Source organism: Streptomyces sp. NPDC002499, from assembly GCF_053595415.1.
The window spans coordinates 375856-390617 of the sequence record NZ_JBSFXO010000012.1 but is presented as its reverse complement, the minus strand read 5'-3'; the positions used below and the strand labels follow the sequence as shown (position 1 = coordinate 390617).

Genomic DNA, 14762 nt, shown 5'->3' with positions numbered 1-14762 from the left:
CCCAGATGAACGGAACAGACCCCCATGCGACGTCGCCTCGTCCCCGCCGCACTGCTTCTCCCCTTCGCCCTCCTGCTCACCGCCTGCGGTGGGGACTCGTCCGCCAGCACGGGGACCGACACCGACGGCTCGGGCTCCGTCACGCTCAACGTCGGTGACCAGAAGGGTGGTTCGGAGGCCATCCTGCGGGCCGCCGGAGAGCTCAAGAACCTCAAGTACAAGATCAAGTGGTCCACCTTCACCTCTGGCCCGCCGCTCCTGGAGGCCGTCAACGCCAAGGCCGTCGACATCGGCGGCGTCGGTAACACTCCGCCGGTCTTCGCGGCCGGCGCCGGTTCGAAGATCTCGGTGGTGGCCGCCTGGCACGGCACGTCCGAGGGCGACGCCATCCTCGTACCGAACGATTCGAAGCTGGCCAAACCCCAGGAGCTGAAGGGGAAGTCGGTCGCTGTGGCGCAGGGTTCGTCCGCGCACTACCAGTTGGTCGCCTCCCTCAAGGCGGCCGGGCTGACGCTGAGCGACGTGAAGGTCAAGTACCTCCAACCCGCCGACGCGCTCGCCGCGTTCACGTCCGGCAAGGTGGACGCGTGGGCGGTGTGGGACCCGTACACCTCTCAGGTACTCCAGGCCAAGCAGGGGCGTGTCCTGACCACCGGGCAGGGCGTGACCAACGGTCTGACCTTCCAGGTGGCGGCGCCGAGCGCGCTGGGGAACAAGGAGAAGGCCGCCGCGATCAAGGACTATCTGGCGCGCCTCGACCGGGCGACCGAGTGGGTCTACAGCCATCAGGAGGAGTGGGCCAAGGTGTGGGCGAAGGACACCGGGCTGCCCTATGAGACGGCGCTGGCCTCGGTGAAGCGCACCAACTCCACGCGGGTGACGGTCGCTGTCGACAAGGGAGTCGTGGCCTCGGAGCAGGAAATCGCGGACACCTTCACCGAGTTGAAGCTCATCCCGAAGAAGGTCGACTTCGCCGACTTCGTGGACGCCCGCTACAACGGCGACCTGCCCCCGTCCTCCACTCCGGCCCGTACCTCCGGGGGTTCGTGACATGTCCGTCCACCTGCACTGGTTCCTGCCGACGGGCGGTGACGGCCGTACGCTCGTCGACCGGCACGCCTACGGGTCGAACCAGGCCGGTTCGCCGGTTCGTGGGGTGCGCCCGCCGGACATCGAGTACCTCGCCCAAATCGCCAAGGCCGCCGAGCAGTTGGGCTTCGAAGCAGTACTGACGCCGACCGGTACGTGGTGCGAGGACGCCTGGCTGACGACGGTGGCGCTCGCGCAGCACACCCAACGGCTCAAGTTCCTGGTCGCGTTCAGGCCGGGGCTCATCTCACCGACGCTCGCCGCGCAGATGGCGGCGACCTATCAGCGGGTCACTCGGGGACGGTTGCTGCTGAACGTCGTCACCGGCGGCGACTCGGCCGAGCAGCGGCGCTTCGGCGACCGGCTCGACCACGACCGGCGGTACGCGCGCACGGACGAGTTCCTGTCGGTCGTACGCGGGGTGTGGCGGGGGCAGCCGTACGACTTCGACGGCGAGCACTACCAGGTGGAGGGCGGGCTGACCGCGCTGCCGCCCGACCCGTTGCCGCAGATCTTCTTCGGTGGGTCGTCACCGGCCGCCGGGCCGGTCGCCGCGCGGCACTCGGACGTCTATCTGACCTGGGGCGAGCCGCCCGCGCAGGTCAAGGAGAAGATCGACTGGATCCGGTCGCTGGCCGAGCGGGAGGGCCGGACCGTGCGCTTCGGGGTGCGGCTGCACACCATCTCGCGCGACTCCTCCGCCGAGGCCTGGGCGACCGCGAACCGGCTGCTCGACGACCTCGACGCCGACACGATCGCCGCCGCGCAGACCGCGCTCGGGCGCAGCGAGTCGGTGGGCCAGCAGCGGATGCTCGCCCTGCACGGCGGCTCGCGCAGTGAGCTGGAGATCCACCCGAACCTGTGGGCCGGGGTGGGTCTGGTACGCGGTGGCGCGGGGACCGCTCTGGTCGGCAGCCATGCCGAGGTGGCCGACCTGATCGAGGAGTACCACGCGCTGGGCGTCGAGCACTTCGTCCTCTCCGGGTATCCGCATCTGGAGGAGGCGTACTGGTTCGGCGAGGGCGTGATCCCCGAGCTGTCGGCGCGCGGGCTGCTGGAGGACACGGTCGTCGGTGGCGCCGTGCCCCTCCTGGTCGCCGGCGGGCGGTGAGCCGAAGGACAGCGCGGGGAGGGCCGGACACGGTACGGGCAGGGCCGCACACGGGACCGGGAAGATCGGTGACCCCGACACCGTTGGTAGAAGCGTGAACAACACGCGTGAGGTCGAGGTCGTCGTCGTAGGCGCCGGGCAGGCGGGTCTGTCCAGCGCCTACCACCTGCGCCGCACCGGTTTCGAGCCGGAGCGCGACTTCGTGGTGCTCGACCACGCTCCCGCCCCGGGCGGCGCCTGGCAGTTCCGCTGGCCCTCATTGACGTACGGCAAGGTGCACGGCATGCATTCCCTGCCGGGCATGGAACTCACGGACGCCGACCCGGCACGCCCCTCCGCCGAGGTCGTCGCGGAGTACTTCACCGCATACGAGCGCGCCTTCGACCTGCGGGTACGACGTCCCGTGGACGTGCATGCGGTGCGCGAGGGCGTCGGCGGGCGGCTGTTCGTCGAGACCTCGGACGGCACCTGGTCGACGCGGGCGCTGATCAACGCGACCGGCACCTGGGACCGGCCGTTCTGGCCGCGCTACAAGGGCCAAGAGACTTTCCGTGGGCGGCAGTTGCACACCGCGCAGTACCGCGGCCCCGAGGAGTTCGCCGGGCAGCGGGTGATCGTGGTGGGCGGCGGCGCCTCCGGCACCCAGCATCTGCTGGAGCTCGCCCCCTACGCGGCTTCCACGACCTGGGTCACCCGGCGCCCGCCCGTCTTCCGCGAGGGTCCCTTCAGCGAGGACGTGGGCCGGTCGGCCGTCGCGCTCGTCGAGGAGCGCGTGCGGCAGGGGCTGCCGCCGAAGAGTGTCGTGTCGGTGACCGGGCTGCCGCTCAACGACGCGATCCGGCAGGGCATCGACGACGGTGTCCTCGACCGGCAGCCGATGTTCGACCGCATCACGCCCGAGGGCGTGGAGTGGAACGACGGGCGGCGCGTGGCCGCCGACGTGATCCTCTGGGCCACCGGATTCCGCGCCGCCATCGACCACCTGGCGCCCCTGCGGCTGCGCGAGGCGGGCGGCGGGATCAGGGTCGACGGCACCCGCACGGTAGCCGACCCACGCATCCACCTGGTCGGCTACGGCCCCTCGGCCAGCACCATCGGCGCCAACCGGGCGGGCCGCGCGGCCGTACGGGACATCAGACGACTGCTGGCCGAATCGCCGGGCGAACAGCCGACCGACCCGGCCCGGTCGCGCGAACCCGGCAAGCCCGCCGAATCGGTCGAGCCTGCCGGGTCGGCCGCCGCATGACGCCCCGCCCGGTCACCTCGCAGGCTTGGTCTGCGCGCCCGCCCCGCCCTTCTGCTGCGCGTTGAACTGCGCCACATTGCGCTGGTGTTGGGCGAAGTCGGCGGTGAAGCGGGTGTCACCGGGCTTGACCGTGACGAAGTACAGCCAGTCGCCCGGCGTCGGGCTGAGGGCCGCGCGCATGGCGTCCTCGCCGGGGTTGTCGATCGGCGTGGGCGGCAGGCCCATGCGCATGTACGAGTTGTAGGGGTTGTCGATCCGCGTGTCGTCGCTGGTCGTACGCAGCGTCGAGCGGTTCAGGGCGTAGTTGAGCGTGGAGTCCATCTGGAGCGGCATCCCCCGCTCGAGCCGGTTGAAGACGACCCGGGCCACCTTGCCCATGTCCGCCTTGGTGGCCGCCTCGGCCTGGACGATGCTCGCGATGGTGACCGCCTGGTAGACGTTCATCGAGTTGCGCTGGGCGCCCGCCGCGATGGGCGCCCCGTTGAACTTCTTGTTGGCCGTGTCGACCATGTACGACAGCAGTGACTCCGGAGTCGCCTTCTCGGCCAGCGGGTACGTCGCCGGGAAGAGGTAGCCCTCGGGGTTGCCCTCCGCGTCGTTCGGCAGCTTGAGGTTCGCCTTGGCAAGGGACTTCTTGGCGCTGCCCGGCGGCAGGGTGAGGGCCTTGTCGACGGCGTCGTAGATCTGGCCGGCGCGCCAGCCCTCCGGGATGACCAGCGCGGTGGGCTTGGCCGACTCCCCTTCGCTGTCCAGGCTCAGCAGCGGCACCGCCACGGCGGTGCCGGCCACGACGGCGCCGGTCGCGATGAGGACGAGCCGGCCCCTGCGCGTCAGTCGAATCGTTCTCCGTGGCGGAGTGTTGAGGTACATGCGGGCACGTTAACCCGCATATCGTCACAAACCCGGCATATTTTCAGCTTGTCGGTTCCAGTTGGGCATCCCGGCGTACGAGGGCCGCGTACCGCCCGTCCTGTTCCAGCAGCTCCTCGTGCGTACCCCGCTCGGCGACGTGTCCGGAGTCGAGGACCACGATCTGGTCGGCGTCGCGGACGGTGGACAGGCGGTGCGCGATGGTGAGCGTCGTACGGTTGGCCGACAGCGCGTCGATGGCCTCCTGCACGGCGTGCTCGGTGCGGGTGTCCAGGGCGCTGGTCGCCTCGTCGAGGATCAGCACCGGCGGGTCGCGCAGGATCGTGCGGGCGATGGCCAGGCGCTGCTTCTCGCCGCCGGAGAACCGGTGGCCGCGCTCGCCCACGACGGTGTCGTACCCGTCGGGCAGGCCCGCGATGTGCTCATGGATCTGGGCCGCCCGGGCCGCCGCGTACAGCTCCTCGTCGGTGGCGTCCGGCTTCGCGAAGCGCAGGTTGTCGGCGACCGTCGCATGGAAGAGGTACGTCTCCTGCGAGACGACGCCGACCGCGCGCGCGAGGGTGTCGAAGTCGAGGTCGCGCACGTCGACCCCGTCGAGGGTGACCCGGCCGCCCGTCACGTCGTACAGCCGCGGGACCAGATAGCCGAGCGTCGACTTTCCGGCGCCGGTCGGGCCGACGACCGCGAGGCTGCTGCCCGCGGGGACCGTGACGTCGATGGCGTCGAGGATCGGGGCGCCCTTGTCGTCGTAACGGAACTCGACGTTCTCGAAGGCGACCTCGCCCTTGACGCGGTCGAGGTGGACGGGGTTGTCGCGTTCGGTGATGTCGATCGGCAGGTCGAGGTACTCGAAGATGCGCTGGAAGAGCGCGAGCGAGGTCTGGATCTGGACGCCGGTGGCCAGCAGGCTCACGGCCGGGCGGAACAGGCCCTGCTGGAGCGAGACGAAGGCGACGATGGTGCCGATGGAGATGTCCGGGCCGCCCGATTGCAGCGCGAGACCGGCTGTCCAGTAGATGACCGCCGGCATCGCGGCCATGACGATCGTGATGACGGCCATGCGCCAGCGGCCGGCCATGTTCGAGCGGACCTCGAGGTCGACCAGGCCCTCGGACTCCTCCGAGAAGGCGTGGGTCAGCGAGTCGGAGCGGCCCATCGTGCGGCCGAGCAGGATGCCGCTGACCGACAGCGACTCGGTGACGGTCGCGGCCATCGCGGCCATCTGCTTCTGGCGCTGGGTGGTGATCTTCTTGCGTTCGTTGCCGACGCGACGGCTGATCCACACGAAGAACGGGAGCAGGACCAGGGAGACGGCGGTCAGTCGCCAGTCGAGGGCGACCATCGCGATGATCGTGGCGACCACGCTGGTCAGGTTGGAGACCAGGGACGTGGCCGTGGAGGTCACGGTGGCCTGCATGCCGCCGATGTCGTTGGCGATGCGGGACTGCACCTCGCCGGTGCGGGTGCGGGTGAAGAAGGCGAGCGACATGCGCTGCAGGCGGCCGTAGACCGCGGTGCGCAGGTCGTGCATGACGCGCTGACCGACCGTCGTGGAGATGAGGGTCTGCAGCACGCCGAAGACGCTGGTGAGGACGGCGCTCAGGATCATGCCCAGGGCGAGCAGGCTGAGCAGCCCGGTGCGGCCCTGGGGGATGGCCACGTCCAGCGTTTCCTTGAGCAGGAACGGGGTGGCCACGGTGACCACGGACGCGGCACCGACCAGCACGCCGACGACGGCGAGCCGGGCTCGGTAGGGCTTGAAGAGTCGGAGGATTCGGCGCACCTGCCGGGGTTCGTCGGTCGAGGTGCCGGGGGCGGGGGTCCAGTTGATGTCGTCTCGGGGCATGGCTCCTACGGAGGGTGAGGTAGTGAGGACTGACGGAGCTTAGCTCATTGTTACCTATGCTCACAATGAACTTCATCCTGATATTGTTCCCGCATGACCACGCCAGATTCCGACGGCCTGCTCGCGGAGCAGTTGCTGCGGTTCACCCGCCGTGTGCACCGCATCCAGAAGCGGCACATCGAGCTGGCGGGACTGGGCGTCACCCCCGCCCAGTCCCGGCTGCTGCGCACGCTGTCGCACTGGGGCTCGCCACCGCGCATGGCGGATCTCGCCGAGCGCCTCGAGGTGGTCCCGCGAGCGGTGACGACGCTGGTCGACGGCCTTGAGGCGAACGGCAAGGTGCGCCGGGTCCCCGATCCGACCAACCGCCGGGTGATCCGGATCGAGCTGACGGACGACGGCCGCGAGGCGCTGCGCGGCCTGCACAGGTCACGCAGGTCGGCGGCCGAGGAGATCCTGGGGCCCCTCACGGGCGAGCAGCGGGAGGTGTTCGGCACGCTGCTGGACACATTGCTGGACGGGGGTCTGGTGGACGGGACCCTCACGGACGGGACGTCCGGCGTCCACGAGAAGCACGGGCACGCCTGCTGAACAAGACGGATCGGGCTGTGTGCCGCCGCTCCGTACGACTGGAGCTGCGGCACACGGCCCGATCAGGCGTCCCGGCGGGATCAGCCGGCCTCGGAAGCTGGTTCCTTGACGGCCTGGCCAGGAAGCTCGACGGATCCGTCCGCTTCTTCTCCGGGCTCTTCCGCTACGGCCACGACCTCGCCGTCCAGCACCTTCTTCGCCCGCTCCACATCCAGCGCCCCCTCCCAGCGGGACACCGCGAAGACGGCGACGCAGTTGCCGAGCAGGTTGGTGACGACACGCATCGAGTCCATGATGCGGTCCACGCCGAGCAGCAGGGCGACCGCGCCGGCCGGGATCGCGCCCAGCGAGGAGGCGGTCGCGGACAGGGCGAGGAAGGCGGAGCCGGGGATGCCCGCCATGCCCTTGCTGGTCAGCATCAGGACCAGGACGACGGTGATCTGGTCGCTCAGGCTGAGGTCGACGCCCACGGCCTGCGCGATGAACAGCGTGCCGATGGAGAGGTAGAGCGAGGCACCGTCGAGGTTGAAGGAGTAGCCGGTGGGCAGCACCAGGCCCACGGCGTCGTCGCGGGCGCCGGCCTTGCGCAGCTTCTGCATCACGCGCGGCAGGACGGACTCGGTGGACGCGGTGCCGAGTGCGAGCAGCATCTCCTCGCGGATGTAGCGCAGGAACTTCCAGAGGCTGAGCCCGGTGACCATGCGCAGGGCGACGGCGAGCAGCACGACGAACGCCGCGGCGGCCGCGTAGCACAGGATGATCAGCTTGGCGTAGGTCTCGATCACACCGAGCCCGTACTGCCCGATCAGGACGGCCATCGCGCCGAAGACGGCGATCGGCGCGAGGCGCATCACGAAGCCGACGATCGCGAAGATGATCTCCTGCGCCTGCTCGATGGCGGGCAGCACCTGCGGCACCTTCGTGCGGCCGAGATGAAGCAGCGCGGCACCCACCAGACAGGCCAATACGAGGACTTGAAGGAGCGAGTTCTCGGCGAAGGCGCCGATGAAACTGGTGGGCAGGGCGTTCAGCACGAACTCGGTCGTCGACGGCAGCGAGCCGCCGCCCGTCTTCGCGTCGACCGCCGAGGCGTCCAGCGTCGACGGGTCGACGTGCATCCCGGAGCCGGGCTGGACGACGTTGGCGGCGACCAGACCGATGATCAGGGCGAGCGTGCTCGCGACCTCGAACCAGATCAGGGCCTTGAGCCCGATCCGCCCGAACGCCTTCAGATCACCGGCCTTGGCGATGCCGACGACGACCACGCAGAACACCAGCGGCGAGATGATCGTCTTGATCAGCCGGGTGAAACCGTCGCCGAGCGGCTGGAGATCCGTGGCCACATCAGGCCACAACTTCCCTACGACGATGCCGAGTACGAGCGCGCAGGCGACCTGCGCGAAGAGAGAGGTACGCAATATGCGTGCGACGCGTCGCGGCAGAGACGGGACGGACGGCGGCACGGGCACTCCTTGTGGGGGACGTCTGCCGCAGAGGTCCGGGGCGACTTCTGCGATACGGAAAGCGGCTTCCGTGACGATCACTTTCAGGGCTTTGTTGATCGCACCGAAGACCTCCGTGTTGCAGACACGTAAATCACGACCCGTGTGACGCGTCGCACACAACTGCGCTCAGCAGCGGTCGCGTTCCTCCGTGAGCACCCCCTGCACGGTGGTCAGCGAGCGGTCGTAGCAGCCGTCGGATCCGTACAGCCGGTAGCGCTCGCTCGTCGTGCCGACCGCGTGCCGCTGGTCACGGGGCACACCGGTGAGATACGTGGCGTCGCCGGTGTACGTGTCGTCGAACCGCGACCACGCGGTACGCCGTCCGCCGCGCGACTCGACCACCGAGGCACGGTCACCCATGGTCAGCACGGTGCGCAGCCGGGCGTCGTCGCCGACGCTGGTCGTGCCGTTCATCGTGTACGTCCGTCGCGTGTGCGTCGTGCGGGCCGGTCCGCGTCCGTCGACGGTGACCGACTCGTCGTCGGACCAGGTCGCGTCGAGTCCGTCGACGTTCTCGCCGTCGGTCCAGTGGTGCGTGGAGGTGTTGGCGAGGGTGCGTCGGACGGTGGTCGTGACGCGGCCGTGCGAGGTGTCGACGTAGCCGGCGACGGTCAGCTCGTGGCCGCCCTCGGTGTCCACGTGGTGCGGTGAACCGGGCGTGTACGTCGAGGAGTTGGCGAGGTCGCCGACCTCGTGCGCGGTGACCTTGCCGGTGACGCGCGCCCGCTTGGCGTCCTGCCAGACGAGAACGTTGACGGGAGTGCTCCAGCCGCTCTGCCCTTCGGGGACGCCGACGACGGAGACCTCGACGCGGTGCGGGCGGCCGTCGTTGAGGAGACCGGCGTAGGGCGTCAGGTCGTATTCGATCGGCTTGACGTCGAAGGCGCGCGGGCCGGGAATCACGTACCAGAGGAAGGGATTCGACCAGCCGCCGGTCCACACGGTCGGGAACGGGGCGGCGATTCCGGCGAGTTGGCCGTCCACCTTGATCTGCACCTCGCGGTACGGGCCGCCGTCGGACTGGCAGGAGTAGGGCGCGGAGTCGGGCACGCTGAGGTACCAGAACTCCTCGCAGCCGCCGCCCGATCCGGTGGCGTACACCTCGGCGAGGATGCGTTCGCTGTTGCGCGGGGTGGTGAGGGTGTCGCCGTCGGCGAGGGTGAGGACCCTGTCGGGGGTGCGGGTCCTGTCGGGAGTCACGGCCGGGCGGGCCGCGTAGAAGGTCAGCGTGACCTTGACGTCGAGGACGCCGGTGTAGGTGTCGTCGACGACGTTCCCGATGAGCATCTCGACGTCCTGGGCGCGGCGGAAGGTGTCGCTGTAGCGCGTGACGTCCTTCTCCACGGACCACGTGATGCCGTCGGGCGAGGGCTCGGGCGTCGACGTACGGAGGACCTCGACCCCGCCGACGTGCACATAGCCGAGCCGGTCGTACTGCCGTCCCGCGACCTTGCCGTCGAGGCGCAGCACCACTTTGCTCCAGCGGTCGCCACAGCCGGTGGGCGGGGTGTAGGTGCCCCGATAGGGCGTGAAGTCTCGGAACTGCGCCTCGGCGAGGGTGACTCGGCAGGACTTGCCGGAAGGCTTATCGACGGGCGGGACCGCGGTGACCGGGTCGTGCCAGTCGGAGCCGAACTCCGCCGGCACGTCTGTGGGTTGGGTGCGCGCTTCGGTGGACTGACCCTGGATCTGGGCGGATTGGGCCGGGCCCGCCCCGAGAAGGGTGCTCGCCACGAGGGTCGCCCCGGCGAGCATGGACATGATGATCCGTCTCTTCATGGCCGGTGTTCTACGGGGAGTCGGGACGTTCTGGCAATGACGCCTCCGGCGAGGAAGCTAGGTCTTCAGGTCAGCCCTGTCCCCCATCACCACCACGGGATGCCGGTTCGGATCGAGCGTGCGCAGCAGGTACTCCATCGCCGCCTTCGGCAGACTGACGCAGCCCGACGTCCCGCTGCCGTGGTCCATGTGCAGCCAGATGCCGCCACCCCTGGACTCGCCTTCGGGCCGGGTCGGGTCGTTGGGCGGGGTGCCCTTGACGCGGTTGTAGTCGATGGCGATGACGTAGTCGAAGTCATGCCAGTGCGACTCGGCCCACCAGCGCGGCGCGGCGAAGGCGGCGGAGCGCGTGTACGGGAGGTGGGCACCAGGGTCGGGCAGTACCCCGCCGGAGTCGCTGAGGGTGAACACGCCTACGGGGCTGCGCTTGTCGCCCTCGTGATGGTCGGCGGTCCAGCCCTTCTTGCCGTTGTGCGCGGGCCATGCGCGCGTCCGTTCCCAGCCGGAGCCGTGCTCCGCGCGTTTCACGTGTCTCGTGTAGAGGGCGACGGTGGCATCCGGGGAGTCCTTTCCGTCGCCGTAGACGACGACGGCCTGGCGGGTGGCGGCGGGGATCTGGCGACGCAGGGCGTCACCGACGCCCGGGAGACCGTGGGTCGGTGCAGTCGTGATCGCCGTCTTCTCCTTCGGTCCTGTTCCCTCTCCCCCGGTGTGGTGCGTGCCGCCGCACGCGGACAGAGCCATCAGAAGGACTGTCGCGATCGTCACACTTCGTACGTGTTGCATCGACTCATGGTGACAGCACGTCCCGGGCGCTTACCTGCGGTTCGGGAGATAGGGGGCAGACCGGAAAGATGCCGGTTCTGTGCGGGCTACGTGGAAAACCGGTTGCCCTCGACCACGGAGTGACGCGAACCTTTCACGGTTTGCTGTCGCCGCTCGCGGCCTCTCCTCCCCTCCCTGACACGAGCCACTGGGACCTCATCCGTCATGCAGATCCAAGACCTTCCCTATGCCGACCCGGGCACGCCGGACGCGCGCTCGGGCCCCCGATTCCTGTGGTGGCTGGGCCGGAATCAGCTGGGCGGACAGTTCAAGTCCCTTGCCTGGGGGCTGTTGCACTTCCTGTGCGTCTCCGCGCTGCCGTTCTGCGTGGGCCTCTCCATTCAGGCCGTGGTGGATCGTTCCGGCACCCGACTGGCGCTGGCCGGCGGCCTGTTGGCGCTGTGCGGGATCGGCGTCGCGCTCGGCGACACCTTCCTGCACCGGACCGCCGTCACCAACTGGATCACCGCCGCCGCCCGCGTCCAGCAACTGCTCGCCCGCAAGGCCTCACAGCTGGGCTCGGCACTGACCCGGCGGGTCGCGGCCGGCGAGGTGGTGGCCGTGTCGACCGGTGACGTCGAGAAGATCGGCTGGTTCGTGGAGGCCGTCTCCCGGTTCACCGCGGCAGCCCTCACCGCCGTTCTGGTCTGCGTCGCCCTGGTCGTCTACCAGCCGGCGCTCGGCGTGCTCGTCGCCGCCGGTCTGCCGGTGGTGGCACTGGCGGTCCTGCCGCTGCTGCCGCGGGCGACCCGCCGGGCCGACTTCCAGCGCGAGAAGGCGGGCCGGGCCACCGAACTCGCCTCCGACACCGTCGCCGGACTGCGCGTGCTGCGCGGCATCGGCGGCGAGGAACTGTTCCTCGACCGCTACCGCCGCGCCTCCCAGGAGGTCCGCCGGGCCGCCGTACGCAGTGCCCGCATGTGGTCCCTGATCGCCGCGATCCAGGTGCTGCTGCCGGGCGCGCTGATGATCGCGGTCGTCTGGTACGGCGTCCACCTGGCCCGCCAGGGCCGGATCAGCATCGGCGAACTGGTCACCGTCTACAGCTCGGTGATGGTCCTGAGCTACCCGCTCCAGCACTTTCACGAGATCGCCATGGCGTACTCCTTCTCGCGTCCCTCCGCCAAGCGGGCCGCGCGCGTGCTGTCGCTGGAACGGGCCACGGACGCCGACGGCGTGCGCGAGGCCGACCCACCGGCCGGCGATCTGTACGACCCGGCCACCGGTCTGCTGGCCCCCGCCGGACGGCTCACCGCCGTGGTGTGCGGCGACCCGGACGCGGCGGGCCTGCTCGCCGAACGACTGGGTGGCCACCCGGCCGAGGAGGGCACGTCCGTCCTGCTGGGCGGTGTCCCTCTCGACGAGCTGCCGCTGGCCACCGCCCGCACGGCCGTGCTGGTCCAGGACAAGGACCCGGTGCTGCTGTCCGGTTCCCTGCGCGAACTGCTCGACGTGCCGGCTTCGGGTGACGTCACCGCGTCCGACGCCCTGGCGGCCGCCCAGTGCGGGGACGTCCTGGAAGCGCTCGCCCAGGGGTCGCTGGATGCGGCGGACCCGATGGACACGCGGATCACCGAACGCGGACGGTCGCTGTCCGGCGGGCAGCGGCAGCGGCTCGCCCTGGCCCGCTCGCTGATCACCGACCCCGAGGTGCTCGTCCTGGACGAGCCGACCTCGGCCGTCGACTCGCACACCGAGGCGCGGATCGCGGAGGGACTGCGCGGACTGCGGGAGGGGCGGACGACGGTGGTGTTCACCTCGTCGCCGCTGCTCCTGGACCACGCGGACCGGGTCGTGCTGGTGCACGAGGGCGAGGTCGCCGCGGTCGGCGTCCACCGCGACCTGGTGCACACCGAGCCCCGGTACCGGGCCGTGGTGACCCGGGAGACCGAGGAAGAGGCCGCCCTGACCGGCGTACTCGAGGAAGAGGGAGAGTCGGCCCTCACCGGCGTACTGAAGGAACTGGAAGAGATCGAGGAGACAGCATGATCGGCGTGGCGCCACCGGACTACGACCCGGCGGCCCCGACCACGGCGAACACCCTGCCGGTCGGTGCCCCCGCGACCGTACGCGCCTACGTGGCCGAACTGTTCCGACGGCACCGCCGTGCCTTCCTGATCCTGATCACCGTCAACACGGTGTCCGTGATCGCCTCGCTGGTCGGCCCGTGGCTGCTCGGCGACCTCGTGCAGCGGGTGTCGGACGGTGCGCGGGAGCTCCATATGCCGTTCACCGTCTCGCTGTTCGTGCTCGCGCTGGTCGTCCAGGCCGTGTTCGTGCGCGAGGTGCGGCTGCGCGGGGCGATGCTCGGCGAGCGGATGCTGGCCGACCTGCGCGAGGACTTCCTGGTGCGGTCGGTCGGGCTGCCGCCGGGTGTCCTGGAGCGGGCGGGCACCGGCGACCTGCTGTCCCGGATCACGACGGACGTCGACCGGCTGGCCAACGCGATGCGCGAGGCCGTGCCACAGCTGTCGATCGGCGTGGTGTGGGTGGTGCTGCTGATCGGCGGGCTCGTCGTCACCGTGCCGCCGCTGGCACCCGCCGTGCTGATCGCCGTGCCACTGCTGGTGATCGGCTGTCGCTGGTACTTCAAGCGGGCGCCGTCCGGCTACCGCTCGGAGGCCGCGGGGTACGCGGCCGTGGCCGCCGCCCTCGCCGAGACCGTCGACGCCGGCCGCACCGTCGAGGCCCAGCGCCTGGGTGCCCGCCGCGTCGAACTCTCGGAGCGCCGGGTCCAGGAGTGGACTGCATGGGAGCGCTACACACTGTGGCTGCGGTCCGTGCTCTTCCCCGTCATCAACCTCACCCATGTCACGGTGCTCGCCTCCGTGTTGATGATCGGCGGCGTGTTCGTCCTGCACGGCTGGATCGGGGTCGGCCAGCTGACCACGGGCGCGCTCATCGCGCAGATGCTCGTGGATCCGGTGAACCTGATCCTGCGCTGGTACGACGAGCTCCAGGTGGCCCAGGTGTCGCTGGCCCGCCTCGTCGGGGTGCGGGACATCGAACCGGAGGCCGGTGAGGAGTCGCTGGCGCCGGACGGGCGTGACGTGCACGCGGACCGGGTGCACTTCGGCTACCGCGAGGGCGTGGACGTCCTGCGCAAGGTGTCCCTGGAGGTCGCGCCCGGCACCCGCCTCGCGCTGGTCGGGCCGTCGGGCGCGGGCAAGTCCACGCTGGGCAGGCTGCTCGCCGGCATCTACGCGCCCCGGGACGGTCACATCACCCTCGGCGGCGCCGAGCTCTCCCGGATGCCGGCCGAGCGGGTCCGCTCGCACGTGGCCCTCGTCAACCAGGAGCACCACGTCTTCGTGGGCTCCCTGCGCGACAACCTGCTGCTCGCCCGGACGGGCGCCGACGACGCCGAGCTCTGGGCAGCGCTGGGCGCGGTCGACGCGGACGGGTGGGCACGGGCGCTGGACGAGGGTCTGGACACGGAGGTCGGCTCGGGCGGGCTCACGCTCACCCCGGCCCAGGCGCAGCAGATCGCGCTGGCCCGGCTGGTGCTGGCCGATCCGCACACGCTGGTCCTGGACGAGGCGACGTCCCTGCTGGACCCGCGTGCGGCCCGCCATCTGGAGCGGTCCCTGGCCCGGGTCCTGGACGGCCGCACGGTCGTCGCCATCGCGCACAGGCTGCACACCGCCCACGACGCGGATGTCATCGCCGTCGTGGAGAACGGCCGCATCAGCGAGCTCGGCAGCCATGGCGAGCTGGTCGCCGCGGACGGTGCGTACGCGGCGCTGTGGCGGTCCTGGCACGGGTGAGGCGATGGGCCGGGGCGGGGGTGACCCGGTGAGCGGGGCCCTGGTCTCGGACGCCGGTCGGGCTCGTGGCCCGGCCGGCTCGTCGCCCTGTGCCGTTGCGCGGTCCCGAAAGGGGGTGGAAGGCTGGGCACCG

The 14762-nt window shown here is 70.5% G+C and carries 11 protein-coding genes; 6 read left to right on the top strand and 5 right to left on the bottom strand.

Translation table 11 applies throughout. The features are described from left to right. Positions 1-24: 24 nt before the first annotated feature. From ACWD5F_RS33210 to ACWD5F_RS33200, 3 genes are all read left to right on the top strand, one after another. A complete protein-coding gene (locus ACWD5F_RS33210) occupies positions 25-1050 on the top strand; it encodes an ABC transporter substrate-binding protein (RefSeq protein ID WP_451260074.1) in 1026 nt (341 codons plus the stop codon). A 1-nt stretch (position 1051) separates the two neighbouring features. After that, positions 1052-2200: an LLM class flavin-dependent oxidoreductase gene (locus ACWD5F_RS33205; RefSeq protein WP_451260072.1), complete on the top strand. Its 1149-nt coding sequence runs from the start codon at positions 1052-1054 to the stop codon at positions 2198-2200. A gap of 94 nt (positions 2201-2294) precedes the next feature. Continuing rightward, positions 2295-3446, top strand: coding sequence for an NAD(P)-binding domain-containing protein (locus ACWD5F_RS33200; protein ID WP_451260070.1), 1152 nt, complete (start codon positions 2295-2297; stop codon positions 3444-3446). A 12-nt stretch (positions 3447-3458) separates the two neighbouring features. Here the strand turns inward: ACWD5F_RS33200 and mltG are convergent, their stop codons facing one another. Then, a complete protein-coding gene (gene mltG / locus ACWD5F_RS33195) occupies positions 3459-4316 on the bottom strand; it encodes an endolytic transglycosylase MltG (RefSeq protein ID WP_451260068.1) in 858 nt (285 codons plus the stop codon). A 43-nt stretch (positions 4317-4359) separates the two neighbouring features. Next, positions 4360-6162 carry an ABC transporter ATP-binding protein gene (locus tag ACWD5F_RS33190; RefSeq protein ID WP_451260066.1) on the bottom strand — a complete coding sequence of 601 codons (1803 nt, stop codon included), beginning with the start codon at positions 6160-6162 and terminating at the stop codon, positions 4360-4362. 93 nt (positions 6163-6255) lie between these two features. Between ACWD5F_RS33190 and ACWD5F_RS33185 the strand changes: the two genes are divergently transcribed. After that, positions 6256-6753 (top strand): MarR family transcriptional regulator, encoded by a 498-nt coding sequence (locus tag ACWD5F_RS33185; RefSeq protein WP_124000771.1) that lies wholly within the window; start codon positions 6256-6258, stop codon positions 6751-6753. Between the two features lie 80 nt (positions 6754-6833). On the opposite strand, the gene ACWD5F_RS33180 is transcribed toward ACWD5F_RS33185, so the two are convergent. The 3 genes from ACWD5F_RS33180 to ACWD5F_RS33170 form a co-directional block, all read right to left on the bottom strand. Further along, the gene (locus tag ACWD5F_RS33180) at positions 6834-8216 is read right to left on the bottom strand and encodes a cation:dicarboxylate symporter family transporter (protein WP_451260064.1); all 1383 of its coding nucleotides are present in this window, start codon (positions 8214-8216) and stop codon (positions 6834-6836) included. Positions 8217-8384: 168 nt separating this feature from the next. Then, positions 8385-10037: a peptide-N4-asparagine amidase gene (locus tag ACWD5F_RS33175; RefSeq protein ID WP_451260062.1), complete on the bottom strand. Its 1653-nt coding sequence runs from the start codon at positions 10035-10037 to the stop codon at positions 8385-8387. Between the two features lie 57 nt (positions 10038-10094). Next, entirely contained in the window at positions 10095-10781 is a 687-nt protein-coding gene (locus ACWD5F_RS33170; RefSeq protein WP_451260060.1) for a L,D-transpeptidase family protein, read from the bottom strand. Positions 10782-11027: 246 nt separating this feature from the next. On the opposite strand from ACWD5F_RS33170, the gene ACWD5F_RS33165 reads away from it, so the two are divergent. Both ACWD5F_RS33165 and ACWD5F_RS33160 read left to right on the top strand, forming a co-directional pair. Then, positions 11028-12851, top strand: coding sequence for an ABC transporter ATP-binding protein (locus tag ACWD5F_RS33165; RefSeq protein ID WP_451260058.1), 1824 nt, complete (start codon positions 11028-11030; stop codon positions 12849-12851). Next, positions 12848-14629, top strand: a complete 1782-nt coding sequence (locus ACWD5F_RS33160; protein WP_451260056.1) for an ABC transporter ATP-binding protein — start codon at positions 12848-12850, stop codon at positions 14627-14629. Before ACWD5F_RS33165 ends, ACWD5F_RS33160 begins: the two co-directional genes overlap by 4 nt. The last annotated feature ends 133 nt before the right edge of the window (positions 14630-14762 follow it).